Source organism: Teichococcus rhizosphaerae, assembly GCF_002631185.1.
Classification (GTDB): domain Bacteria; phylum Pseudomonadota; class Alphaproteobacteria; order Acetobacterales; family Acetobacteraceae; genus Pseudoroseomonas; species Pseudoroseomonas rhizosphaerae.
In genome coordinates, this window is the sequence record NZ_PDNU01000003.1 from 188,169 (window position 1) to 212,450 (window position 24,282).

At 72.7% G+C, this 24,282-nt stretch carries 25 protein-coding genes; 13 read left to right on the forward strand and 12 right to left on the reverse strand.

Annotation, left to right across the window (positions count from 1 at the left end):
- The first annotated feature begins 14 nt into the window (after positions 1-14).
- The 6 genes from CR162_RS03275 to gloA are packed head-to-tail and all read left to right on the forward strand — an operon-like array spanning position 15 to position 4,616.
- Positions 15-767, forward strand: a complete 753-nt coding sequence (locus CR162_RS03275) for an OmpH family outer membrane protein (protein ID WP_099094098.1) — start codon at positions 15-17, stop codon at positions 765-767.
- 5 nt (positions 768-772) lie between these two features.
- Positions 773-1,876: a UDP-3-O-(3-hydroxymyristoyl)glucosamine N-acyltransferase gene (lpxD, locus tag CR162_RS03280; RefSeq protein ID WP_099094099.1), complete on the forward strand. Its 1,104-nt coding sequence runs from the start codon at positions 773-775 to the stop codon at positions 1,874-1,876.
- Between the two features lie 5 nt (positions 1,877-1,881).
- Entirely contained in the window at positions 1,882-2,373 is a 492-nt protein-coding gene (gene fabZ / locus CR162_RS03285) for a 3-hydroxyacyl-ACP dehydratase FabZ (protein ID WP_099094100.1), read from the forward strand.
- A 4-nt stretch (positions 2,374-2,377) separates the two neighbouring features.
- Positions 2,378-3,259 (forward strand): acyl-ACP--UDP-N-acetylglucosamine O-acyltransferase, encoded by an 882-nt coding sequence (gene lpxA, locus CR162_RS03290; RefSeq protein WP_099094101.1) that lies wholly within the window; start codon positions 2,378-2,380, stop codon positions 3,257-3,259.
- 57 nt (positions 3,260-3,316) lie between these two features.
- On the forward strand, positions 3,317-4,189 hold the full coding sequence (locus CR162_RS03295) for an LpxI family protein (protein ID WP_099094102.1): 873 nt from the start codon (positions 3,317-3,319) through the stop codon (positions 4,187-4,189).
- Positions 4,190-4,202: 13 nt separating this feature from the next.
- Positions 4,203-4,616: a lactoylglutathione lyase gene (gene gloA / locus CR162_RS03300; protein ID WP_099094103.1), complete on the forward strand. Its 414-nt coding sequence runs from the start codon at positions 4,203-4,205 to the stop codon at positions 4,614-4,616.
- 81 nt (positions 4,617-4,697) lie between these two features.
- Here gloA and CR162_RS03305 read toward each other — a convergent pair whose 3' ends face one another.
- Entirely contained in the window at positions 4,698-5,156 is a 459-nt protein-coding gene (locus CR162_RS03305; RefSeq protein WP_099094104.1) for an acyl-CoA thioesterase, read from the reverse strand.
- Between the two features lie 235 nt (positions 5,157-5,391).
- Here CR162_RS03305 and minC point away from each other — a divergent pair, with 235 nt between their 5' ends.
- From minC to minE, 3 genes are read left to right on the forward strand one after another with little or no spacing between them, the layout of a single operon-like run.
- A complete protein-coding gene (minC, locus tag CR162_RS03310; protein ID WP_099094105.1) occupies positions 5,392-6,144 on the forward strand; it encodes a septum site-determining protein MinC in 753 nt (250 codons plus the stop codon).
- 34 nt (positions 6,145-6,178) lie between these two features.
- Positions 6,179-6,997 carry a septum site-determining protein MinD gene (gene minD / locus CR162_RS03315; protein ID WP_099094106.1) on the forward strand — a complete coding sequence of 273 codons (819 nt, stop codon included), beginning with the start codon at positions 6,179-6,181 and terminating at the stop codon, positions 6,995-6,997.
- Entirely contained in the window at positions 6,994-7,341 is a 348-nt protein-coding gene (minE, locus tag CR162_RS03320; protein ID WP_218014827.1) for a cell division topological specificity factor MinE, read from the forward strand. Before minD ends, minE begins: the two co-directional genes overlap by 4 nt.
- A 129-nt stretch (positions 7,342-7,470) precedes the next feature.
- Here minE and CR162_RS03325 read toward each other — a convergent pair whose 3' ends face one another.
- The 5 genes from CR162_RS03325 to CR162_RS03345 form a co-directional block, all read right to left on the reverse strand.
- Positions 7,471-8,340 carry a DMT family transporter gene (locus CR162_RS03325; protein WP_099094107.1) on the reverse strand — a complete coding sequence of 290 codons (870 nt, stop codon included), beginning with the start codon at positions 8,338-8,340 and terminating at the stop codon, positions 7,471-7,473.
- 11 nt (positions 8,341-8,351) lie between these two features.
- Positions 8,352-8,540 (reverse strand): hypothetical protein, encoded by a 189-nt coding sequence (locus CR162_RS03330; protein WP_099094298.1) that lies wholly within the window; start codon positions 8,538-8,540, stop codon positions 8,352-8,354.
- Between the two features lie 85 nt (positions 8,541-8,625).
- Positions 8,626-9,078 carry a MarR family winged helix-turn-helix transcriptional regulator gene (locus CR162_RS03335; protein WP_099094108.1) on the reverse strand — a complete coding sequence of 151 codons (453 nt, stop codon included), beginning with the start codon at positions 9,076-9,078 and terminating at the stop codon, positions 8,626-8,628.
- Positions 9,079-9,162: 84 nt separating this feature from the next.
- Positions 9,163-12,897 carry a translocation/assembly module TamB domain-containing protein gene (locus CR162_RS03340; protein WP_099094109.1) on the reverse strand — a complete coding sequence of 1,245 codons (3,735 nt, stop codon included), beginning with the start codon at positions 12,895-12,897 and terminating at the stop codon, positions 9,163-9,165.
- A complete protein-coding gene (locus tag CR162_RS03345) occupies positions 12,897-14,822 on the reverse strand; it encodes an autotransporter assembly complex protein TamA (protein WP_099094110.1) in 1,926 nt (641 codons plus the stop codon). The genes CR162_RS03340 and CR162_RS03345 overlap by 1 nt, the downstream gene beginning before the upstream one ends.
- Positions 14,823-14,847: 25 nt before the next feature.
- Here CR162_RS03345 and CR162_RS03350 point away from each other — a divergent pair, with 25 nt between their 5' ends.
- Complete coding sequence (locus CR162_RS03350) at positions 14,848-16,005, forward strand: amidohydrolase (RefSeq protein ID WP_099094111.1); 1,158 nt, start codon at positions 14,848-14,850, stop codon at positions 16,003-16,005.
- 107 nt (positions 16,006-16,112) lie between these two features.
- On the forward strand, positions 16,113-16,940 hold the full coding sequence (locus tag CR162_RS03355) for an aldo/keto reductase (protein ID WP_099094112.1): 828 nt from the start codon (positions 16,113-16,115) through the stop codon (positions 16,938-16,940).
- Positions 16,941-17,065: 125 nt separating this feature from the next.
- On the opposite strand, the gene dnaQ is transcribed toward CR162_RS03355, so the two are convergent.
- The 3 genes from dnaQ to CR162_RS03370 are packed head-to-tail and all read right to left on the reverse strand — an operon-like array spanning position 17,066 to position 19,199.
- Positions 17,066-17,776 carry a DNA polymerase III subunit epsilon gene (dnaQ, locus tag CR162_RS03360; RefSeq protein WP_099094113.1) on the reverse strand — a complete coding sequence of 237 codons (711 nt, stop codon included), beginning with the start codon at positions 17,774-17,776 and terminating at the stop codon, positions 17,066-17,068.
- Positions 17,773-18,357 carry a dephospho-CoA kinase gene (coaE, locus tag CR162_RS03365; protein ID WP_099094114.1) on the reverse strand — a complete coding sequence of 195 codons (585 nt, stop codon included), beginning with the start codon at positions 18,355-18,357 and terminating at the stop codon, positions 17,773-17,775. The genes dnaQ and coaE overlap by 4 nt, the downstream gene beginning before the upstream one ends.
- The gene (locus CR162_RS03370; RefSeq protein ID WP_099094115.1) at positions 18,354-19,199 is read right to left on the reverse strand and encodes a shikimate dehydrogenase; all 846 of its coding nucleotides are present in this window, start codon (positions 19,197-19,199) and stop codon (positions 18,354-18,356) included. Before CR162_RS03370 ends, coaE begins: the two co-directional genes overlap by 4 nt.
- 129 nt (positions 19,200-19,328) lie before the next feature.
- Here CR162_RS03370 and gshB point away from each other — a divergent pair, with 129 nt between their 5' ends.
- On the forward strand, positions 19,329-20,273 hold the full coding sequence (gshB, locus tag CR162_RS03375) for a glutathione synthase (RefSeq protein WP_099094299.1): 945 nt from the start codon (positions 19,329-19,331) through the stop codon (positions 20,271-20,273).
- 52 nt (positions 20,274-20,325) lie between these two features.
- On the opposite strand, the gene CR162_RS03380 is transcribed toward gshB, so the two are convergent.
- The gene (locus tag CR162_RS03380) at positions 20,326-21,366 is read right to left on the reverse strand and encodes a YeiH family protein (protein ID WP_099094116.1); all 1,041 of its coding nucleotides are present in this window, start codon (positions 21,364-21,366) and stop codon (positions 20,326-20,328) included.
- 117 nt (positions 21,367-21,483) lie between these two features.
- Between CR162_RS03380 and CR162_RS03385 the strand changes: the two genes are divergently transcribed.
- A complete protein-coding gene (locus tag CR162_RS03385) occupies positions 21,484-22,365 on the forward strand; it encodes a LysR family transcriptional regulator (protein ID WP_099094117.1) in 882 nt (293 codons plus the stop codon).
- A gap of 30 nt (positions 22,366-22,395) precedes the next feature.
- Here the strand turns inward: CR162_RS03385 and CR162_RS03390 are convergent, their stop codons facing one another.
- Both CR162_RS03390 and eno read right to left on the reverse strand, forming a co-directional pair.
- Positions 22,396-22,719, reverse strand: a complete 324-nt coding sequence (locus tag CR162_RS03390) for an FtsB family cell division protein (RefSeq protein WP_099094118.1) — start codon at positions 22,717-22,719, stop codon at positions 22,396-22,398.
- A 199-nt stretch (positions 22,720-22,918) separates the two neighbouring features.
- Complete coding sequence (gene eno / locus CR162_RS03395) at positions 22,919-24,196, reverse strand: phosphopyruvate hydratase (RefSeq protein ID WP_099094119.1); 1,278 nt, start codon at positions 24,194-24,196, stop codon at positions 22,919-22,921.
- Between the last annotated feature and the right edge of the window lie 86 nt (positions 24,197-24,282).

Sequence of the window (24,282 nt, forward strand, 5' to 3'; positions counted from 1 at the left end):
GGAGTTTCCCGAACATGGCGCGACGCGTCTCCGCAGCGCTTGCGATGGCCCTGATGTCCTCCACCCTGCTTTCGGGCGGGGCGGCGGTGGCCCAGCAGCAGGAATGGTTCGTCCCCCCCGGCCAGGCGCAGCAGCAGCAGCCAGCGCAGCGCCCGGCCCAGGCGCCGCAGCGCCCCGCGCAGCGCGCCGTGCAGCCGAACCCCGCGCCGCTGCCGCCCGGCGAGGCGCCGCCCACCGCGGTCATCGGCATCGTTGACGTGCCCGAGGTGCAGCGCAACTCCACCGCCTTCAACAAGGTGCGCGAGGAGATCGAGAAGCGGCGCCAGAAGCTGAACGACGACCTGCAGCGCGAGCAGACCCGCTGGCGCGAGGAGCAGCAGCAGCTGGTCAACCAGCGCGGCAGCCTCTCGCCCGAGGAGCTGCGCAACAAGGAGCGCGACCTGCAGGAGCGGGTGACGGACAGCCAGCGCATCTTCCGCGACCGCAGCCGCAACATCGAGCAGGCGGCGCAGCAGGCGCTGCAGGAGATCGAGCAGGCGCTGGCGGTGGTGATCCGCCAGGTCTCCGCCAGCCGCAAGGTGAACATGGTGCTGCCGCGCGCCGTGGTCATCTACAACGAGCCGCCCTTCGACCTGACGGGCGAGGTTTCCGCCCAGCTCAACAAGGTGCTGCGCTCGGTCAACCTGGCGGCCGACGAGGCGGCGCCGGCGGCCACGCCCGCGGCCGCCCGCCCGGCCCAGGGCCAGCAGGCGCCGCGGCGGAACTGAGCGGGATGGCGGCGGACCCGCGCTTCCACGCGGGCACCGGACCGCACCGCCTGGACCGCATCGCCGCGGCGGCCGGGCTGCCGGAAGGCAGCCTCGCCGCCGATGGCGCGCGTCTTTTCGAGGATGTGGCGCCGCTGCACGAGGCAGGGCCGGCGCAGATCGCCTTCCTGGACGGGCGCCGCCACCTCGCCGCGCTGCGGGAAAGCCAGGCGGGGGCGGTGATCCTGCCGCCCGCCCTGGCTGGGGCCGTGCCGGAAGGCTGCGTGGCGCTGCCCGTGGCCTCGCCGCACCTCGCCTTCGCGCGGGTGGCGGCGCTGTTCCACCCGGCCCCCGCGCCGGCCGCCGGCATCCACCCCACCGCCAGCGTGGCGCCCGATGCGGTGCTGGGGGAGGGCAGCGAGGTCGGGCCCTTCGCCGTCATCGGCGCGGGTGCGGTGCTGGGGGCGCGCGCCTATGTCGGGCCGCACGCCGTCATCGGCCCCGGCTGCGTCTTCGGCGACGACGCCCGCATCCACGCCCATGCCAGCGCCATCTGCTGCGTCGCCGGCCACCGCGTCACGCTGCACCATGGCGCGCGGGTGGGGCAGGAGGGCTTCGGCTTCACCCCCACGCCGGAGGGCCGCTACCTCACCATCCCGCAGCTCGGCCGCGTGCTGCTGGGCGACGAGGTGGAGATCGGCGCCAATGCCTGCGTCGATCGCGGCGCGCTGGGCGACACGGTGCTCGGCCCGGGCACGCGGCTCGACAACCAGGTGCAGATCGGCCACAACGTGACCACCGGCCGTGGCTGCGTCATCGTCGCGCAGGTCGGCATCTCCGGCTCCACCCGGCTCGGCGATTATGTCACCATCGCCGGCCAGGCGGGGCTGACGGGGCACCTGAACATCGGCAGCAAGGCGCGGATCGGCGCGCAGGCCGGGGTGCAGAGCGACGTGCCGCCCGGCCAGGATGTGACCGGCTCTCCCGCCATGCCGGTGAAGGACGCCTTGCGGGCCGCGCTCTTCCTGCGGAAATTGGGTGCCCGGAAGGGCGCCGCCGGTCCTGCCGGCGCAGGGGACTTGGCAGAACAGAAGGGGCCGCCGGCAGGGCGGCCAGGACATACGGACTGATCGGCATGGACCAGCAAGAACAGCCGGCCTCGGACGAGGCGGCGCAGAAGCAGAACCTGGAGACCTGCGACATCGCGCGCATCATGCGCGCCATTCCGCACCGGTACCCTTTCTTGCTGATCGACCGCATGGTGGAGATGAAGCTCGGCGAGAGCGCCATCGGCATCAAGAACGTCACCATCAACGAGCCGTTCTTCCAGGGCCATTTCCCGAGCCATCCGGTGATGCCGGGCGTGCTGATCATCGAGGCGATGGCGCAGTCCGCGGCGGTGCTGGTGGTCGAGACGCTGGGCCCGAGCGCCCATGGCAAGATCGTCTACTTCATGAGCATCGAGAACGCCAAGTTCCGCCGCCCCGTCGTGCCGGGCGACCAGCTGCGGATTCACATCAACAAGGACCGTCAGCGCGGCAGTGTCTGGAAGTTCAACGCCGTGGCGCGCGTCGATGGCGCGGCCGTGGCGGAAGCCAGCTACGCCGCGATGATCATGGACCGCTGAGCGGATGCTCGAACGCGTGACGCAGACAGACAACACCGCCGACGGCCGCATCCACCCCACCGCCGAGATCCACCCGACCGCCATCGTCGCGCCGGGCGCGCGCATCGGCGCCGGCTGCCGCATCGGGCCCTGGTGCACCGTGGGCGCGGACGCCGTGCTGGCCGAGGGCGTGGTGCTCGCCTCCCACGTCATCGTCGAGGGCCATGCCGAGATCGGCGAGAAGGTGCAGGTCAGCCCCTTCGCCACCATCGGCCTCGCGCCGCAGGACCTGAAGTACAAGGGCGAGCCGACCCGCGTCGTCATCGGCGCCCGCACCCTGATCCGCGAGCACGCCACGGTGCACCGGGGCAGCATCGGCGGCCACGGCATCACCAGCGTGGGCGCGGACTGCCTGCTGATGGTCAACGCCCATGTCGGGCATGACTGCACGCTCGACCACCACGTCATCCTGGCCAACAACGTGATGCTGGGCGGCCATGTCGAGATCGCCGACACGGTGTTCGTCGGCGGCGGCGCCGCCATTCACCAGTTCGTCCGCATCGGGCGGCAGGTGGTGGTGGGCGGCATGAGCGGCGTCGAGGCCGACATCATCCCCTTCGGCGCCGTCATGGGCAACCGCGCGCGGCTGACCGGGCTGAACCTGATCGGGCTGAAGCGGCGTGGCTTCCCGCGCAGCCAGATCCACACGCTGCGCGCCGCCTATCGCAGCCTGTTCCGCACCGCCGGCGTGTTCCAGGACCGCGTGTCCGTCACCGAGGCGAGCTTCGGCGAAGACCCGGTGGTGCGCGAGATCCTGGCCTTCATCCGCGCCGACAGCCGCCGTGGCCTTTGCCGCGCCGGCCGCGAGCTGCTGGACGAGGAGGATGGCGCGGAGGCCGCGGCGTGACGGCTGCCGGGCGCTGAGCCGATGCCGAGGACGGGCGGGCTGCTGGACGGGATACGGATGCCGGAGGCGGGCCCGAGCGGCAAGGGGCCGCTGGGGATGATCGTGGGGGGCGGGCTGCTGCCGCAGCGCGCCGCCGCCGCCGCCGCCGCCGCCGGGCGGGTGCCGCATGTGGTGGTGCTGGAGGGCTTCGGCGACCCGCGCGACTACGCCGCCTATCCGCACATCGTCTGCCGCCTCGGGGCCGCCGGCCGCATGCTGGAATGGCTGCGCGCCGCCGGGGCGCGCGACCTGGTGCTGGCCGGCCGCGTTTCCCGCCCCAGCTTCTTCGCCCTGCGCCCGGATGCGGGCGCGGCGCGGCTGCTGCCGCGCATCGGCATGAAGGCCTTCGGCGGCGACGACTCGCTGCTCTCCGCCGTGGTGCGGGTCCTGCTCGAGGAGGGCTTCTACCCGATGGAGGCCTATGCCGTTCTGGAGGATCTCCTGGTGCGCGAGCCCGCAGCCCTGACCAGCCATCTCCCCGATGAGGATGCGCGGCGCGACATCCGCCGCGGCCTCGCCGTGCTGCGCGCGATGGGCGGGGCCGATGTGGGGCAGGGGGCGGTGGTGCAGCAGGGGCTGGTGCTGGCCGTGGAGGCGATCGAGGGCACCGATGCCATGCTGGCCCGCGCCGGCGCGCTGCGGCGCGAGGGGCCGGGCGGCGTGCTGGTCAAGATCCTGAAGCCGGGCCAGGACCGGCGGGTGGACCTGCCCACCATCGGGCCGGACACGGTGGCCAACGCCGCCGCGGCGGGGCTGCGCGGTATTGCCATCGAGGCGAACGGCACCATCATCGTCGATCGTGCGGCGACGGCCGCGGCGGCCGAGGCCGCGGGCCTGTTCCTGCTCGCCATCGACCCGTCCCACGAGGCCTGGTCCGAAACCATTTCCTGACAGGGAAACACCCATGAGCAGCTTCCTGCACACCATGATCCGCGTCGGCGACCTGGAGCGGAGCGTGGATTTCTACACCCGCCTGCTCGGCATGAAGGAGCTGCGCCGCAACGACGTGCCGGACGGCAAGTACACGCTGGTCTTTGTGGGCTACGCGCCGGAAAGCAGCGGCGCGGGCGTGATCGAGCTGACCTACAACTACGGCGTCGAGAAGTACGAGCTGGGCAACGCCTTCGGCCACCTCGCCATCGGCGTGCCGGATGTCTACGCCACCTGCGAGAGGCTGCGCGCCGAGGGTGCCAGGATCACCCGCGAGCCGGGGCCGGTGAAGTTCGGCACCACCGTCATCGCCTTCGTCGAGGACCCGGACGGCTACAAGATCGAGCTGATCGAGCGCAAGTCGGCCGAAGCCGGCACGCGGGGCTGATGCGGTCGGCCCAGGCCCGGGGGCAGCGTCCCCGGGCCTTCGGGCCATTCCCGCCCGGGTGCCGCCGCCAGGCTGGGCGTGTCAGCCCGCCTCCGCTTCCGGCACGAGCAGGGCGGCCAGGGCGTCGCGCAGCGCCTGGGGCACGGGCACGGTCTGGCGCTGGGTCGCCGCGTCCACCTGCACATGCACGAAATGGCCCTCGGCGCAGGCCAGTTCCTCCCCGGCGCGGAACAGGCCGATCTCGTAGCGCACCGAGCTGCGCCCGATCCGGGCCACGCGGAGCCCGCCCGCCAGCACGTCCGGGAAGTAGGCCGGGCTGTGGAAGCGGCACATGGTCTCCACCACCACGGCCAGGCTGGAGCCGGGATCGGCCGGGGCGGGCTGCAGGCCGCGCCCCGCCAGGAACAGCGCCACCAGCGTGTCGAAGTAGAAGTAGTAGGCGGCGTTGTTGATGTGGCCGTAGCTGTCCTGGTCGCCCCAGCGGGTGGGGATGTCCTGGAAGTGCCGGTAATCGGCGCGGCGGGGAATGCTCTTGCTCATGCGCGGTGCGCGGTCCTTTGCGGGCAGGCTGTGGCGCGGCGCCCACGCCGGGCGGCAAAAAACGACCGCGCCGGGCGGGGTTTGCGCGGCCTGGGCTTCGCCCTGGCGCGCGGGCCTTGTATAAAAGAAGAATTCCTGGCGAACAGGGCGCTGGCTGATGGCATCATGCCGCGGCCGGTCCGCCCGGACTGCCGGATTTCCGCAACCCGACCAGCCAGGATCGTTTCCGCGCACGATGTCAGCTCCCGCCGCCAATCCCCGCCTTGAGCCATTCCGGCTGCGCGGCGCGAACTTCAACCTCCTGGTGCTCCGGCTGCTCGATCCGCGGCCCGAGGTGATCGTGCCCGCCCTTGGCGACCAGTTCCGCCGCGCCCCTGGCTTCCTGCGCTTCGCGCCGCTGGTGATCGGGCTGGACGATTTGGCGGTGGCGCCGCACGAGGTCGATTTCCCGACCCTCGCGGCCGAGCTGCGCCGCATCGAGATCATGCCCATCGGCACGGTGGGCGGCACGCCGGAGATGAAGGCCGCGGCGCAGGGCGCGGGCCTCCCCCCGCTGCGCGCGGCCGGTGCCCAGGAGGAGGTGGCGGTGCCGCCGCCCCAGCCCGCCCCGGCCAGCAGCGAGCCGCCGCCGGCGCCGCCCCTGCCGCCCGGCTCCATGCGCCCGACCATGATCGTCGACCACGCGGTGCGGGCCGGCCAGCGCATCTGGGCCCAGGGTGCCGACCTTATCATCAACGGCACCGTCAATCCGGGCGGCGAGGTGATTGCGGACGGCAACCTGCACGTCTATGGCGCCCTGCGGGGGCGGGCCATCGCCGGCGGGGCCGACAACATGGAAGCGCGCGTTTTCGCGATGAATTTCGATCCGGAACTGGTTTCCATCGCCGGCTACTATGCCGTGCGGGAAGGGCTGACGGATGCGCCGATCGGCAAGCCGGCGCAGGTGCGGCTGATCGGCGAGAACATGCGGTTCGACCGGCTGGGCTGAGCCCGCTCCCCACCCGGCAGAGAGGAGAGTTTCAATGGCGCAAGTGATCGTGGTGACGTCGGGCAAGGGGGGGGTCGGCAAGACCACAAGCTCCGCCGCCTTCGCCACCGGTCTCGCCCAGAGCGGCAAGAAGACGGTGGTGATCGACTTCGATGTCGGCCTGCGCAACCTCGACCTGATCATGGGCGTCGAGCGCCGCGTGGTGTTCGACATCGTGAACGTCATCAGCGGCGAGGCGCGGCTGAACCAGGCGCTGATCCGCGACAAGCGCGTGGACACCCTCTCCATCCTTCCCGCCAGCCAGACGCGGGACAAGGACGCCCTCACCAAGGAGGGCGTGGCCCAGATCATCGACGAGCTGAGCCAGGAATTCGACTACATCGTCTGCGACAGCCCCGCGGGCATCGAGAAGGGCGCGCTGCTGGCCCTCTACTTCGCCGACCAGGCGATCGTCGTCACCAACCCGGAAGTCTCCTCCGTCCGGGACAGTGACCGCATCCTGGGCGTGCTGCAGTCCAAGTCCCGCCGCGCCGAGGAAAAGAAGGACCCGGTGAAGGAGCACCTTCTCGTCACCCGCTACGCGCCGGAGCGGGTGGAGAAGGGCGAGATGCTCAAGCTCGAGGACATCCGCGAGATCCTGGCCATCCCGCTGCTGGGCGTGATCCCGGAAAGCGAGAGCGTGCTGAAGGCCTCCAACACCGGCAGCCCGGTGATCCTGGACGATGTGTCCAACGCCGGGCAGGCCTACAAGGACGCGGTGGCCCGCTTCCTGGGCGAGGACCGGCCGCACCGCTTCATCGAGCCGGAGAAGAGGGGCTTCCTGTCGCGCCTGTTCGGGGGGAGGGCCGCATGAGCTGGCTCGACGTCTTTCGGGGCAAGAGCAAGCCGCCACCAAGCGCGGGTGCCGCCAAGGAGCGGTTGCAGATCGTGCTGGCGCATGAGCGCATCAGCCGCACGGGCGACGACTTCCTGCCCCGCCTCCAGAAGGAGCTGATCCAGGTGGTGGCGCGCTATGTCGCCATCGATCCGAAGGCGGTGAACATCTCCCTCGACCGCGGCGGCGACATGAGCACGCTGGCGATCGAGGTGGAGCTGCCGGCGCCGGAGAAGCCCAAGCCCGGCGCCGCCGCCGCCAAGCCGGACGAGCTGGGCAAGCCCGCCGACAGCAAGGCGGAGGCGGGCCAGAAGGCCTCCTGACCGGAGCCGCCCGGCCCCGCATCCCGCCAGCCTCTCGGCCCGGCCAGGCGACACCGCCTGACCGGGCCGGCCCTGGCCGAGGATGGCCTCGCGCCGCCCGGCCCTGCCCTCCGTCCAGCCTCGCGCCGCTCAGCCTTGCCTGCCGCGCCGCACCAGGTAGAGCGTGGCGCCCAGCATCACCACCGTGCCAGCCGCCAGCCCCCAGCCCGGCTGTTCCGCGTAGATGGCCCAGCCCAGCATGGCGCTGGCCGGGATCTGCGCGTACTCGATCGGCGCCAGCAGGCCCACCTCCGCCCGCCGCGCCGCGGCCGAGGCCGCGAGGTCGCTCATCAGCGCGAACAGCGTGCCGCCCACCAGCATGGCGATGGCGAAGAGCCCCGGCGTTTGCCAGACAAAGGCCGAGACCGGCCCCCAGAACAGCACCGACAGCACTGAGTACCACGCCACAACCCGTGCCGGCGGCTCGGTGGCGGAGAGCGCCCTGAAGCTGATCAGCACCAGCGCGCTGCACAGCCCCGCCGCCAGCGCGGCCGGCGTGCCGAGGGAGACGTCGCCCCCGGGCCGGGCGATGATCAGCACGCCCAGGAAGCCGATGGCGGCGGCCAGGGCGCGGTCCCGCCGCACCTTCTCGTGCAGCAGCAGCGCCGCCAGCGGCAGCACCCAGAGCGGACGCGCGCTCATCATCGCCACCGCATCGGCCAGCGGCAGCAGGGTGATGGCCAGCAATTGCAGCAGGAAGGTGGCGATGCCGGCGGCGCCGCGTGCCAGGTGCAGCCTGGGGCGGCGCGTCGCCAGCGCCGCGATGGGGCCGGCGCGCAGGATCCAGGGCGCGAGCAGCGCCAGGGTGATCAGCCCGCGCGCGAAGGGCACCAGCGGCACCGGCAGCCCCTCGCGCAGCGCGGCGCGGTAGCAGGCATTCACCCCCGCCCCGCACATCGCCGCGAACAGCATCAGCCCGATGCCCGCCACGGCGGCGGAGGGCGGGCGCAGCTTCAGCATGGAGGGCGGGTTCAGCGGCGGGGAGCGAGCTCGGCTTCCAGGGCCTTGATCTTGGCGACCAGCGACTCCCGCAGCGAGGCGGCGGCATGTGGCTTGAGCGCCGCCAGGGCTTCCTTCAGGTCGCGCAGCTGGCGCTTCTTCTCCTCGGGCGTGCGGGAGATGGGGCGGTTGCCGGAGATCTGGCCGTCGAAGGCACGCATGATCGTCATTTCCTTGGTGAGCGTGGAGTCCGCCTGTTGCTGCGCGGACATCCGGAAGAAGGTGGAAGAAGGGGAGGGAAAAGCCTCAGAGACCGTTCAGCTTGCGGAGCAGCCGCATCAGCATCTCCCGCTCCGACGCCTCGAGAGGCTGGCTCAGCCGGGTCTCGTGCTCCGCGATGCGGTCCTTGAGGGGGGGCAGCAATGCCGCTCCCCCGGGGCTCAGGCGCAGGGCCTGGGCGCGGCGGTCATGGGGCACCGCATGGCGCTCCACCAGCCCGCGCTCGGTCAGGCGCTGCATGGCGGGGCTCAGCGTGGACTTGTCCAGCGCCGCGGCCGTGGCGAGCTGCCCGAGGGTAACGCCGGGATTGGCCTCCACCAGGCAGAGCAGCGCGAACTCTCCCGAGGTGACGCCGAACTCGGCGGTGCTCTCGGTGAAGTCCAGCAGCATGCGGGTATGGGCACGGCGCAGCAGATGGCCCAGGAGCCCCGGCAGGGGCCCCAGGTCGATCGGCTCCGGCCTGAGTCGTTCCGTGTCCATGCCGGCACCATAGCGCAGCCGGCGGGCCTGCGGAACGGGCGCCGAGAGCCGGGCGGGGCCGCGCTGGCGGGGGCGCGCGGACCCTCAGTACTCGAACTCGTAGGACAGGCCGACCCGTTCGCCCGCCTCGCCGCCGGTGCTGCTCTCCAGCTTCAGCCTCGGCGTCAGCTCCACCTCCACGCCGACGCGCGGCCCGCCCTCGGCGCCCTGTTCGACGCCGACATAGACGCCCTGGCCGACATAGCCGCCCGCCTGCACGGAGGGGTTCTCCAGCCCGCCCTGCTGGTTGCCGACACCCAGCCGGTCCAGCCCCAGCCGGTCGGCGAGGCGGCCGAGGAAGCCGCGCCCGCCGCCCGGCGCCACGCCCGCCAGGTTGGCCACCCCGCCCGCGAGCTGCGCGATCTCCAGCGGCGAGAGCTTGTCCACCGGCCGGCCGAAGAGCAGCCGCGCCAGCACCTCGTCCTGCGGCAGCTCGGGCTCGGAGGTGAAGCCGATCTCGGGCTCCGAAGGCTGGCCGAGGACGGTGATGTTGATCGTCACGCCCTGGGCCGAGGTGCTGGCCAGGAAGTCCAGGCTCGGCTGCAGGTCGCCATCGAAGGTGATGGCGCCACGGTTGAAGACGATGCGGCGGTCCAGCAGCTGGAAGGTGCCGCGGCGCATGGTGAAGGCGCCGGCCGGCTGCGGGTCCGCCGCCGTGCCGCCGACGCGCAGCGTGCCGCCCAGCTCGGCATCCAGCCCGCGCCCGCGCACCAGGATGGATTGCGGCGCCTCCACCGTCACGTTCAGGCGGATGGGCGGGGCGGGAGGGCCGGGCGGGGGAGGGGCGGGCGCGTCGGCGCCGCGCTCGCGCACATCGCCCAGCGTCGGCACGCCGCCGCCAGGCAGCGCCTGCGGGATGTTCACCGCCACGCGGCGCAGCCGCACCGTGCCGCCCAGCGCGGGGTCGGTCTGCAACGGGCCGGTGAAGCGGAGATCGGCGTCCAGCAGCGCCGTCACCAGCTCGCTCTGCACCGGGGTCGCGTCGCGCGCGGTGATGGTGATGTCGATCGGGATACCGGCGGCCAAGGGCTGGGCGCTGCCGCGCGCGGTGATGCTGCCCTCGCCGGCGCGTGCCACGAGGTTCTCCAGCACCACCTGGTCCCCATTGGCGCGCACCCGGCCATTGATGCCGGTGAGCCGCAGGCCGAAGAGCGGGTTGCGCACCTCGCCGCCGGACAGGGTGGCGGTGCCGTTCAGCACCGGCGCATCCAGCGTGCCGGAGGCGCCGCCATCGAGCGCGATGCGGCCGGTGACGCGGTTGGCGCCGCCGCCCAGGCTCGGCGTCAGCAGCGGCTGGAGGTTCGCCTGCCCGCGAAGGCTGGCGGAAAGCGGCGCGTTCGTGCCCGGCCCCTGCGGCAGCTCGGCGCGGGCATCGAGCGTCACCACGCTGCCCATGCGCAGCGCCGCGCTGGCCTGCACCGCGCCGCTGCCCGCGCGCCGCGCCTCGACCCGCAGCGTGGCCGCCGGCCAGCCGCGCGACCAGGGCGCCTCCGCCCGCAGCCCGGTGCCGTTGAGGGTGGCGTTCACCTCCGGCGCCGAGGTCGGGCCGGTGACGCGCGCCTCGCCCACCACCGTGCCGGACAGGCGCGGCTCGGGCGCGAACATGTTGACCAGCGAGGCGGGCAGGGCGGCCAGCGCCACCCGGATATCCGCCGTCTCGGGCCCCCAGCGGCCGCTGACGGTGAGGTTGCCGGCGGGCCGCGCGGCCAGCCGCAGCCCGGGGATCTCCACCGCGCCGGAATTCGGCAGCAGGATGGCGCCGGGCGCCGCGAGGCGGATGCCCATCTCGCCCTGCGCCGCCTCCAGCGCGGCGATGTCCACCCGCATGCCGAGCTCGTCGCGGCTGAAGCGGCCGCGGCCCTCGATATCGGCCTGGGGCAGCCCGGCGCGGAGGTTCCAGTCGAAGGCGGCGTCGGTGCCCTTCACCAGGGCGTTGGCGCTGTAGCGCTGGCCGCCCAGTTCCACATCGGGCGCCTCGATGCGGGCGTCGATGGACTGGCGGCCCTCAGGCGTCGGCGCCAGCTTGGCCTCCACCCGCAGCCGCCCGGCCACCGGCTGCCCGGCGAGCTGTGAAAGCGGCGCGAGGTTCTCGGCGGCGATGCTGGCCTGGCCGTCGAACAGGGTGGTGGCGGTGTTCAGCGTGCCGGCCACCTGGCCGCGGATGGGTCCGAAGGTGATGTTGCCCTCGGCCAGCCGCACCAGCTCGCCCTCCTGCGCCGCGCGCAGGGCGATGTCCACGGGCTGGCCCTCGGCGCGGGCCGTCAGGCGCAGCGTGCCCGCCCGGCCGCTGACGGAGGGAAGCGCCGCCTCAAGCTCCGGCGATTCCACCCGCCGCCCGGCGACGAACAGCCCGGGGCTCGCCGCCCGGAGCTGGATGGCCGGGTCGGCGGCCGGCCCGGTGACGCGCGCATCCACGGCGAGGGGGCCGGCCAGCTCCGGGCGGACCGCCTTCAGCTCCGGCACGTCGAGCCGCGCGGTTAGGTCCAGCACGTCCCAGCCGCTGCCCTGCACATGCAGGCGGGCACCCTGGCCGCGCACCTCCAGGCTGTCGATGCGGAAGGCGGTGCCACGGTAATCGGCCTCCGGATCGGGGCCGAGCACGGCGCCCATCGGGTCGGGCCCGCGCAGGCCGCGCGGGCGGAGCTGCGCCTGGATGCGCTCGCCATCCTCGACGCGGGCAGTGAGGGTGATGCCATCCCAGCCGACGATCTCGGGCACCAGGGGCGCCAGCGCGGCGGAGTTGGCGATGCGCGCCTCGGCCTCCAGCAGCGCCAGGCTGCCGCGCGCGGTGATCTCGCCGGCCCTGGCCGAGAGGCGGAGATTCTCCAGTTCCGGCTGGCCGCCGGCGGGCAGCTTCGCGCCCAGCGAGAAATCCACGTTGCGCACCGGCTCGGGCGCGAGGTTCGCGGGCGCGTCGAGATGGCCATCGAGGGTGAGGGCGCCGCCGCCCGCCGCGTCCAGCGCCACGCGGCCCTGGGCGTTGAAGCCGGCGAGCTCGCCGAAGGCGGCGCTGGCGCGGAGATCGGCGCCGCTGGCGGGCCCGTCCAGCCGCAGCGACAGCTCGGCCGGGGCCTGGGGGATGCCGAGCGCGGTGGCCAGCACGCCGCCGGGAGGCTCCTGCGCGCGGAGGTCGGCCAGCAGCCGCGCCTGCGGGTCGAGGCCCAGCTCCAGGTCGAGCCGCCCTTCCGCCTCCAGCCGCTGCACGGCGAGCTTCGCCCGCAGCGCGGCGGCGACGAGGCTGGCCTCGCCGTTCAGCGAGAGCGCGAAGCCCGGGGCGGGGCCGTGCTCCTCCACCGTGGCGGCGACCAGCTCGCGCGGGATCTCGATGCGCTCCACCGCCAGCCGGTCCAGATGCACCGCCACGGGCAGGTCGGGCAGGGTGGGGATGGGGCCGCCCGGCTCCTGTTGCGGCTCCGGCTCAGGCGCGGGCTCACCGGCCTCAGGCAGGCGCAGCAGCGCGACGCGGCGGGCGGTCAGCGCCTCGATCCGCAGGTCGCGCGAGAGCAGGGCGCGCAGGTCGAGGTCGATCCGCGCATCCTCCACCTCCAGCCACGGCCCCTTGGCGTCGGCCATGGTGAGGCGGGCGAAGCCGGGCGCGCCAGGAATCGGGCCGTGCAGCCCCTCGATGACGAGGCCGGGCACGAAGCGCTGCGCCAGGTCGGCGATCATGCGCTGGCCGGGCGCGGTGTTGGCGCCCACCAGCACGCCGCCCACCAGCAGCACGGGCAGCAGAATCAGGATGGCGAGCAGGCCCAGGGCCCAGCGGAACACCCGGCGCATCAGAACGCCTGCCCGATGCCGACATAAAGGCCGAAGGCGGAATCCCCGCTTTCCTTGTTGAGCGGGATGGCGACATCAGCGCGCAGCGGCCCGATGGCGGTGAGGTAGCGCACGCCGAGGCCGGCGCCGACCTTGAGGTTGCCGAAATCGGGCGTCGGGTCGCGCGTCACGGAGCCGGCATCGACAAAGGCCGCCATGCCGAGCGGGCCGTTGATGCGCTGGCGCAGCTCGATGCTGCCTTCCACCAGGGAAAGCCCGCCCGCCGGCTCGCCGCTGGCCGTGCGCGGCCCGACCGACTGGTAGGAATAGCCGCGCACCGAGCCGCCGCCGCCGGCATAGAAGCGCTTGTCCGGCGGCACGCCGCCGAAGGAGGCGCCGACGATGCTGCCCACCACGCCGCGCAGCGCGATGATGCTGCCCTTGTCGCCGCTGACGTCGAGATAGGTGCTGGCCTGCCCGCGCAGCCGGGTGAAGGCGTTGCTCTCGCCGAGCGAGTAGATCGGGTTGACCAGCAGCGCGGCGCGGATGCCGCGGCTCGGGTTCAGCGGGCTGTCCGTGTCGTTCCAGCGGAGCTGCCCCAGCACGCCGATGAGCTGGTAGTTGGTGGTCACGTTGTCCTGGGTGACGCGGCTGAACTCGATCTGGGGCCCGAAGCCATAGGTCAGGCGCGGCGAGAACTCGCGCTCCAGCAGCGCGCCCAGGGTGAAGGCGTCACGGTCATAGGCGTCGGGGCGCTCGCGCAGGGCGGCGATGTCGAAGGTCAGGGTCTGGTTGCGGCCGGCGAACCAGGGGGTGCGCAGGCTGGCGCCGATCTTGCCGCCCGTGTCGCTGGTGTCGCCCGTGGTGCCGAGGCGGTTGACCTCCGCCTCCAGCCGCAGCCGCTCGGCGCCGCCGAACAGGTTGCGGTGCTCCCAGTAGGTGGTGAAGGTGGGGCCGTAGCGCGTCTCATAGGCGGCGCCGAAGCCGATGGCGTGCAGCGGCCGCTCCGCCACGGTGAAGGTGACCGGCAGGTTTCCGGCCTCGTCCAGCCGCTCGCCCGCGCGGGCGCGCACGGTGCTGAACACGCCGAGGCTGAGCAGGTCCTTGCGCGTCTCGTCGATCGTCTTCTGGCTGAAGCCCTGGCCCTGCATCGGCGCCACGATGCGCCCCAACAGGGCGCTGTCGGTGCGTTCCTCGCCGCTGACGCCGGGCCGGGCGAATTGCGGGCGCGGGCCGGGGGCGATGGTGAAGGTCACCTCCATGCGCCGCGTGTCGTGGTTCACCGTCACGCGGCGGCGCACGGCGGCGAAGGGGTAGCCGGCATCGCGCAGCGTGTCGCGCAGCCGTCCCTCGGCGTCGAGGACCGGCTGGGCACGCGCGGGGTCGCCCTCCGTCAGCCCCGTCTCGCCCGCATCGGCGATGGAGGCGCCGGCGGGTTCCGCCTGCAGCCGCACGGGGGCCAGGCGGTATTGCGGGCCCTGCTCCACGGTGACGGCCACCGGCACCGGCTCGGCGCCCTCCGGGCGGGCCAGCAGCCGCTCGGCGAGGCCGGGCGTATCGGGCGTCTGGCCGTCGATGGTGACGCGGGCGCTGCCGCCGTAATAGCCCTCGGAGCGCAGCGCGTCGCGCATGTTGTCCGATTCCGCCAATGCGCGGCCGATCAGCCCATAGGCATCGACAGGCGCGGTTTCGCGCAGCCGCTCCAGGCTGGAGGCGTTGCGGATGGCGGTGTCCAGCGCCTCGTCGCCGGTTTCCGGCAGGGTGACGGCATAGGTCAGGTTGTTCTCGGCCTCGGCCGCCGCGGCGGGATCGGCGGCGGGCCCGGCTTCCTCCGCGCGGCTGTCCGGCGCGGGCTGCGCGGCGGCGCGCAGCATGGCCGTGAGGGGAAGGGCACCCGCGACGGCGGCGGACAGGGCGAAAAGGGCAAGTCGGGATTTGAGGCGCATCGTCTTAGGGAGTATGCCCTAGCACATGGACCCGACCCTTGCCGAAACACTCACGCGTTGGCGCAGGCATCTCCACGCCAATCCCAGCCTCACCCTTTATGAAGGGCCGACCGCGGCGTTCGTGGTGGAGAAGCTGAAGGAGCTGGGTGTGACCGACATCGCCACCGATGTTGGGGGCCATGGCGTCGTGGCAACCCTGCACCGGCCCGGCAGCAACCGCAGCGTCGGCCTGCGCGCCGACATGGACGCGCTGCCGATCGAGGAAGCGGCGCAGGACCTGGCCTGGCGCAGCACCAATCCGGGCGTGATGCATGCCTGCGGGCATGACGGCCACACCACCGCCCTGCTCGGCGCGGCGGCGCTGCTGCTGCAGGACGAGAGCTGGTCCGGCACGGTGCGGCTGGTGTTCCAGCCGGCCGAGGAGGGCGGCGGCGGCGCCGCCTCCATGGTGAAGGACGGGCTGTTCCAGCGCTTCCCGATGGACCGCATCTTCGGCTGGCACAACTGGCCGGGCCTGGCGGCCGGCACCATCGCCGTGCATGACAGCGCCGTGATGGCGGCCGGGCGCCGCTTCGAGATCGTGATCGAGGGTCATGCCGGCCATGCCGCGCTGCCCCACCTGACGCGCGACCCGATGGTGGCGGCCGGCCACGCCATCGTCGCCTGCCAGTCCATCGTGGCGCGCAACATCGACCCGATGGAGACGGGCGTGGTCAGCCTGACCATGATCCGGGGCGGCGAGGCGGAGAACCAGATCGCGGCCCGCGTGACCATCAAGGGCAGCATGCGCTTCATCAAGCCCGAAATCGGCCGCGAGATCGAGGACGGGCTGCGGCGCGTGGCCGAGGGCGTCTCCGCCACCTTCGGCGTGCAGGCCACCAGCCGCGTCTGGGGCGGTGTGCCCGTCACCGCCAACCACCCCGAGGCGCGCGAGCTGGCGGCTGGCGCTGCGGCGGCGGTGACCAGCCTGCGCCGCGACCTCGGGCCGGCCATGACGGGGGAGGACTTCTCGCACTTCCTGCATCAGGTGCCTGGCGCCTTTGTCTGGATCGGCAACGGTCCGGCCGAGGGTGGGTGCGAGCTGCACAACCCGCATTACGACTTCAACGACGCCGTGCTGCCCGTGGCCAGCGGCTTCCTGGCGGAAGCTGCCCGGCGGTCGCTCGCGCAGGAGCCCGGCTGAAGGGCCGCATGTCCGGTGAAACCCCGGGGCCATGTCCAGGGTTGCGCCGCGCGGCGGGCCCGGCCCCGGTCCCCGCCGCATCCGCCCCTCCCGCCGAGGAAGACCGCATGATCCCGCTGGCCCGATCGTCCCGCATCGCCATCCCCAAGCTGGGGCTGGGCACCTGGAAGCTGGCCGGGCCGGAAGGCCAGGCGGCGGTGGAAAGCGCGCTGGCGCTTGGCTACCGGCATCTCGACACCGCCGACCGCTACGCCAACGAGGCGGAGGTGGGCGCGGGCCTCGCCGCCTCCGGCGTGGCGCGGGGCGAGGTCTTCCTCACCAGCAAGGTGTGGCACGACAAGCTGGCGCCCGATGCGCTGCGCCGCTCGCTGGAAGGCTCGCTCGCCAAGCTGGGCACGGATTACCTCGACCTGTTCCTGATCCACTGGCCGGCCCCGGACATGGATCTCGCGGCGGCGGTGGCGGAGCTTGAAAGGGCGAAGTCCGAGGGGCTGGTCCGGCGCTGGGGCGTCTCCAACTTCCCGCTCGGCCTGATGCGGCGGCTGGAGGAGATGGGCGCCGAGCCCGCCTGCCTGCAGGTGGAATACCATGTGCTGCTCTCGCAGCGGGCGCTGCTCGACTGGTGCCGGCCGCGCGGCATCGCGCTCGCCGCCTATTCGCCGCTGGGGCAGGGGGCGCTGGCCAGCCAGCAGGTGCTGGCGGAGATCGGCCGCAGGCATGGCGCCAGCGGGCTGCAGGTGGCGCTGGCCTGGCTGCTGCGGCAGGAGATGGTGGTGGCCATCCCCAAGGCCAGCCGGCGCGAGACGCAGCAGGCCAATCTCGACGCCGTTCCCCTGGCGGAGAAGCTGACGGCGGAGGACGTCGCCGCGATCGACGCGCTGCCGAAGGACTGGCGCCGCGTGAACCCGGACTTCGCCCCCGACTGGAACAGCTAGAGCAGATCCCGATCAGATGAAAGCATCTGATCGGGTGAAGATGCTCGCAAGAACAGAAGGCTGGAGCAGTGGACGTGAGCCAGGGCGAACGGAAACTGCCTTAGAGGCGGGAAGGGACGCCCGCCTCAGCCGGCGGGCTTCTCCTCGCCCAGCAGCGCGGACCAGAGCGGCTCCTTGAGCTTGCCCAGGAAGGCGGCGTGGGCAGCGATCTCCGCCTCGCTCGGCACGATCGGGCGCGGGGTGCGCGCCACCGGCGCGGCGTCGAGCTGGATGCTGGAGGCGCTGGAGGCAACCGGGCGCGCCGCCAGCGCCAGCCCCGGCTGCTTGCCGCCCATCAGCTCCAGATAGACCTGCGCCAGCAGCTGCACGTCGAGCAGCGCGTTGTGCGAGGTGCGCATGGAGTTGTCGATGCCGTAGCGGCGGCAGAGCGCGTCCAGGCTGTTGGGCAGGCCGGGAAAGCGCTTCTTGGCCAGCACCAGCGTGTCCACCATCCGCGCGCGGTCGAGCGGGCGGTGGCCGGCCTTCTTCAGCTCGGCGTCGAGGAAGCCGAAGTCGAAGGGCGCGTTGTGCGCGACGATCGGGTCGTCGCCCAGGAACTCCAGCATTGCCGGCGCGATCTCGGCGAATTTCGGCTTGTCGCGCAGCATGTCCCAGGTGAAGCCGTGCACCTTGGTGGCCTCTTCCGGCACCTCCCGCTCCGGGTCGATGAGCTGGTGGTAGAAGCGGCCGGTGGGAACCAGGTTGACCAGCTCCACCGCCGCCACCTCCAGCACGCGGTCGCCCGTGGCGGGGTCGAAGCCGGTGGTCTCGGTGTCCAGCACCAGGGCGCGGCTCATCGGTATTGCTCCAGAAGTCGGCGGATGGCGCGGCGCGCATGGCCGCGCGACAGGCCGGTGCGGATGACATGGTCGGCGCGCCGGCGCTTCTCGGCATCCGGCGTCTGGCGGGCGAGGATGGCGTCCAGCCGCTCCGGCGTCATGCCGCCGCGGGCCAGCACGCGGGCGCGCTGCACGGGGGCGGGGGCGGAGACCACCACCACCGCGTCGCAGCGCGCCTCGCCACGGGTCTCGAACAGCAGCGGGATGTCCAGCACCACCAGCCGCCGCCCGGCGCGGCGGGCGCGGGCCAGGAAGCGCCGCTCCTCGCCCCGCACCAGCGGGTGGACGATGCCCTCCAGCCGGCGCAGCGCCGCGCGGTCGGCCAGCACCACGCGGCGCAGCGCCTCGCGGTCCACCGCGCCGTCCCGCACCGTGCCGGGAAAGGCCTCGCCGATCGGCCGCACCGCACGGCCTCCACGTCCCTGGAGGCGGTGCACGGCGGCGTCCGCGTCGAACACCGGCACGCCGAGGCGGCGGAAGGTGGCGGCGGCGGTGGACTTGCCCATGCCGATGCCGCCCGTCAGCCCGAGGATCTTCATGCGGCGCGGCGCGGGATGTCGGCGGCCACGAAATCGCGCAGCGCCTGGTCCACCACCGGCTCCACCCCGAACCAGGCGGCGAAGCCGGGCCGCGCCTGGTGCAGCAGCATCCCCAGCCCATCGACGCCGCGCAGGCCACGGGCGCGGGCGGCCGCCAGCAGCGGCGTCTCCAGCGGCACATAGACGGCGTCCGCCACCACGGCATGGCCAGGGAGCGGCGCGAGGTCGATCTCGAGCGGCGGCTGGCCGGCCATGCCGAGGCTGGTGGCGTTCACCAGCAGCGCCGCATCGTCCAGCGGCGGCGCCTCGGCCACCGTCATGGGGCCGCCCAGCGCCCCGGCCAGGGCCTCGGCGCGGGCCCGGTTGCGGTTGACCAGGGTGAGGCGGGGGCAGCCGGCATCGAGCAGCGCGGCGGCGATGGCCCGCGCCGCGCCGCCCGCGCCCAGCAGCACGACCGGGCCGTCCTCCGCCCGCCACCCCGGCGCCTGCTCCCGCACGCTTTCCAGGAAGCCGTAGCCATCGGTGTTGGAGCCCTCGATGCGGCCCCCGCGGAACACCAGCGTGTTCACCGCGCCGGCGCGCCGGGCGGTGTCCGCCACCGAATCGCACAACGCGAAGGCCGCCTCCTTGTGCGGGATGGTGACGTTGGCCCCCTGGAAGCCCAGCGAGACCAGGGCGCGCACGGCGTCGGCGAACGCCTGGGGGCGCACCTGCAGCGGGATGTAGGCGCCGTCGATGCCGTGCCGGTGCAGCCAGTGGCCATGCAGCCGGGGGGAGCGGGAATGCGAGGCCGGCCAGCCCAGCACCCCGGCCAGTCTGGCCTTGCCGGAGAGGATCGTCATGCCGCCATGAATCGGGCGTGGCGGAAGCGCGGTCAATGGCCGATGTCGGCCCGCGCAGCCTCCCCCTGGCATTCCGCGCCCGGCGGTGCCACCACTTGGCGCGACGAAACGGCACACACGGAGCATTCCATGGCGCGTGGCTTGAAGGTCGCGGTCCAGATGGACCCGATCCAGGGGATCAACATCGACGGCGACAGCACCTTCGTGCTGATGCTGGAGGCGCAGGCGCGGGGCCACCAGCTCTGGCACTACCACGTGAAGGACCTGACGCTGGCCTCGGGCAAGGTGCTGGCGCGGATGCAGCCCGTCGAGGTGCGGCGCGAGAAGGGCAACCACTACACGCTGGGCGAGGCGGCGGAGCACGACCTCTCCACCATGGACGTGGTGCTGATGCGGCAGGACCCGCCCTTCGACATGGCCTACATCACGGCCACCCACATCCTGGAGATGATCCATCCCCGGACGCTGGTGGTGAACGACCCAGCGCATGTCCGCAACGCGCCCGAGAAGCTGTTCGTGATGCAGTTCCCGGATCTGATGCCGGACACCATCATCACCCACGACCCGCTGGAGGTGCGGAAGTTCCGCCTGAAGCATGGCGACATCATCGTCAAGCCGCTGTTCGGCAATGGCGGCGCCGGCGTGTTCCACCTGCGCCCCGAGGACGGCAACCTCAACTCCCTGCTGGAGCTCTACGCGGAACGCTCGCGCGAGCCGCTGATGATCCAGCAATACGTCCCCGCCGTGCGGCAGGGGGACAAGCGCATCATCCTGGTGGATGGTGTGCCGATGGGCGCCATCAACCGCGTGCCGGCGGAAGGCGAGAGCCGCTCCAACATGCATGTCGGCGGCCGCCCCGAGGCGGTGAAGCTGACCGAGCGGGACAAGGAGATCTGCGCCCGCATCGGCCCGGCGCTAAAGGAGCGCGGCCTGATCTTCGTGGGCATCGACGTGATCGGCGACTATCTCACCGAGATCAACGTGACCTCGCCCACCGGCCTGCAGGAGCTCGCCCGCTTCGACGGCGTGCATCTGGAGAAGGCCATCTGGGACGCCATCGAGGCCCGGCGCTGACGCGGGCGGAAGAAGGGCCAGGGGGAATGCCTTCCCCCTGGCCTTCTCCGGCCTAGACCAGCCGGATCAGCAGCAGGCTGACCAGCCCCAGCGCCAGCAGCGACAGCATGACGGTGGCGGTGACGCGCCCGCCTGCCCGGGCCACCGTCCGCACATCGACGCCAAGCCCCAGCGCCGCCATGGCGAGCAGGGTCAGCGCACCGGTGACGGCCGAGATCGGCGCCAGCAGCGCCTCCGGGATCAGCCCGAGCGCCCGCAGCGCCATCAGCCCCAGGAAGCCCAGGATGAACCAGGGCACCAGCTTGGCGAGCCCCGGCTTGCTTCCCCCCCGCTGCCCGGCCAGCACGGAAAGCCCCAGCACCACCGGCCCCAGCATCAGCACGCGCACCAGCTTCACCAGCGTGCCGAGCTGCACGGCAAGCTGGCCCACTGGCGCCGTCGCGGCCAGCACCTGCGGCACGGCATAGACGGTGAGCCCCGCCAGCACGCCATATTGCAGTTCGCTCAGCCCCAGCACCGGCACCAGCAGCGGCAGTGTCAGCACCACGCCCACGCCCAGCACCGCGGTGAAGGCGATGGCGCTCGCCACGTCCTTCGCCTGGGCGCCAATTACCGGCGCCACGGCGGCGATGGCCGAGTTGCCGCAGATGGAGTTGCCGCAGGCCACCAGCATGGCCATCCGCTTCGGCAGGCCCAGCATCCGCCCCAGGCCGTAGCTGAACAGGATGGCCAGGGCCACCACGGCGGCGATGCCCAGGATCAGCGCCGGCCCCGCCGCCAGCATGGCGGTGACGCTGAGCGAGGCGCCGAGCAGCATCACCGCCACCTCCAGCAGGGTCTTGGCGCTGAGCGCGATGCCGGGGGCGAAGCGCGCCGGCACCGGCCAAAGGCTGCGCAGCGCGGTGCCGAGCAGAATGGCCAGCACCAGCGGGTCCAGCCAGGCGCGGCCGAGGAAAGCGGCCTGGGCCTGGGCGAGCAGCACCGCCACACCCGAGACGGCGGCGCAGAGCAGCAGGCCCGGCGCCATCCGCCGGAGCCAGGAGAAGGTCGGACGCGCCACGGGCGCGGTGGCGGCGGAGGAGGCGGGCGGCATGACAGAACCGTTGCGTTTGGGTGACGCCGATCCTGCCGGCCATGCCTTGTTCAATCCAACGGGTTGTTCTTGTCATTCCGTTCGATAAAACCGAACGATTGGAGGCAAAGGCCGCGCATGACACTGGACCAGCTCCGCGTCTTCCTGGCGGTGGCGGAGCGCGAGCATGTCACCCGCGCGGCGGAGGCGCTGCACCTGACGCAATCGGCGGTCAGCGCCGCCATCCGCGCCCTGGAGGGGCGGCATGGCATCGCCCTGTTCCACCGCATCGGGCGGCGCATCGAGCTGACGGCGGAAGGGCGCATCTTCCGCGCCGAGGCGGCCGCCGTGTTGGCCCGCGCCGAGGCGGCGGAGCTGGTGCTTTCCGAGCTTGGCGGCGCGCTGCGGGGCACGCTGCGGGTGCAGGCGAGCCAGACCGTGGCAAGCTACTGGCTGCCGCCGCTGCTGGTGCGCTTCCACGCCGCCTGCCCGGGCGTGGCGGTGGAGGTGGGGGCGGGCAACACCACCAGCGTGGTGGAGGCGGTGCTGCGCGGCGAGGCGGAGCTGGGCTTCGTCGAGGGGGAGGTGACGGAGCCGGCGCTTTCCCAGACCGTGCTGGCGCGCGACCAGCTCGTGGTCGTGGTGGGGCCGCGCCACCCCTGGGCGCGCCGCGGGCCGCTCACCCTGGCCGAGTTGCCGGAAAGCCCCTGGGTGATGCGCGAGGCCGGCTCCGGCACCCGCGCCGCCTTCGAGGACCTGCTGCGCGCCTCGGGCCTTTCCCCCGGAGCGCTGTCCGTGACGCTGGAGCTGCCTTCCAACGAGGCGGTGCTGGCGGCCGTGGAAGCCGATGGCGGCGCCACCGTGGTGTCAGAGCGGGCGGCGGGGCCGCACCTGGCCGCCGGGTTGCTGGTGCAGGCGCCGATCGCGCTGCCACCGCGCAGCTTCAAGGCGCTGCGGCACCGGGAGCGCTATTCCAGCCGCGCCTCGCGCGCGCTGCTGGAGCTGGCGGGCGGCGGGTGAGGGTCCGCTGGCCGGTCAGAAGAGGCGCTTTCAGAAGAGGCGCTTGTTGGGACCGTAGGGCATCACCAGCTCGTTCTTGCCCACCATGTTGAGCAGGGCGCGGGCGCGCTCGTCGAGCTGGTCGCGGTCGATGCGGTCGCCGCGCAGGCCGGCCACGCGACGCTCCATGGCCTCGCGCTCCGTCTCGGCCTGGGCGAGGGTGATGCGCGCGGCCTCGATCTCGGCGGCCTTCGCTTCCCGCGCCAGGGAACCCACGCGGGGGCCATGCACCGCGTACCAGGCGAAATGCCAGATCAGCCCCGCGAAGATCAGCGGCAGCCACAGAACCTGGATCGTCCGCTTGATGGCCCGCATGGGAATCACTCCGCTCTCCGCACCGCAGCACGGATTAACGGCATGCAAAAGGCGTTGTGCAAGAGGAGGATAGCGGCCGCTCCTGGTTTCGGGCGGCAGCGTGGCGCCAGGGCCACGAAATCGAGAGGGCCGGGGGTGGCAACACCCCCGGCCCCAGGCCCTGCCAGTGCCCCGGCCCCAGTCCCGGTCAGTGCCCCGGTCAGCGCTTCAGGATGGTGCGGCCGGCATAGCGCGCGGCCGGGCCGAGGCCCTGCTCGATGCGGATGAGCTGGTTGTACTTGGCCAGCCGGTCCGAGCGGCTCAGCGAGCCGGTCTTGATCTGCCCGCAATTGGTGGCGACGGCGAGGTCGGCGATGGTGCTGTCCTCCGTCTCGCCCGAGCGGTGCGACATCACCGCCGTGTAGCCGGCGCGGTGCGCCATCTCGACCGCTTCCAGCGTCTCGGTCAGCGAGCCGATCTGGTTGACCTTCACCAGGATCGAGTTGCCGGTCCGGCGCTCGATGCCCTGGCGCAGGCGCTCGGGGTTGGTGACGAACAGGTCGTCGCCGACGAGCTGCACCGTGCCGCCCAGGCGGTCGGTCAGCAGCTTCCAGCCCTCCCAGTCATCCTCGGCGCAGCCATCCTCGATGGAGATGATGGGGAACTTGGCGCAGAGGCCGGCCAGGTAGTCCACCATTCCGGCGGCGTCGAGCTTCTTGCCCTCGCCCTCCATGTCGTAGACGCCGCCCTTGAAGAACTCGGTGGAGGCGCAGTCGAGGGCGAACATGATGTCCTCGCCGACGCGGTGGCCGGCCGCCTCGCAGGCCTTGGCGATGAAGCCCAGCGCCTCGTCGGCCGACTTCAGGTCGGGGGCGAAGCCGCCCTCGTCGCCCACATTGGTGTTGTGGCCGGCGTCGTGCAGCGCCTTCTTCAGGCTCATGAACACCTCGGAGCCGATGCGCGCGGCCTCGGCGGAGGAGCCGGCGGCGACCGGCATGATCATGAATTCCTGGATGTCGATCGGGTTGTCGGCGTGCTGGCCGCCATTGATGATGTTCATCATCGGCACCGGCAGGGTGCGGGCGAAGACGCCGCCGACATAGCGGTAGAGCGGCACGCCGTAATGCTCGGCGGACGCCTTGGCGGTGGCCAGCGACACGGCGAGGATGGCATTGGCGCCGAGGCGCGACTTGTTCGGCGTGCCGTCGAGCGCGATCATCGTCTCGTCGATCTTGACCTGCTCGGTGGCGTCCATGCCGGAAAGCGCGTCGAAGATCTCGCCCTCCACATTGGCCACCGCCTTCTGCACGCCCTTGCCGTGGAAGCGCGCCTTGTCGCCGTCGCGCAGCTCGACGGCCTCATGCGCGCCGGTGGAGGCGCCGGACGGGACGGCAGCGCGACCGATGGCCCCGCTGTCCAGCACGACATCGACCTCGACGGTGGGGTTGCCGCGCGAATCGAGGATCTCGCGGGCGATGATGTCGGCAATGGCGGTCATTCCGGGTCCCTCTCGGTGTGTCGGACAGGAGATGTCGGACCCTGGGCGGATAGGATAGCGACGCGCACAGGGCAAGGGGCGGGGGC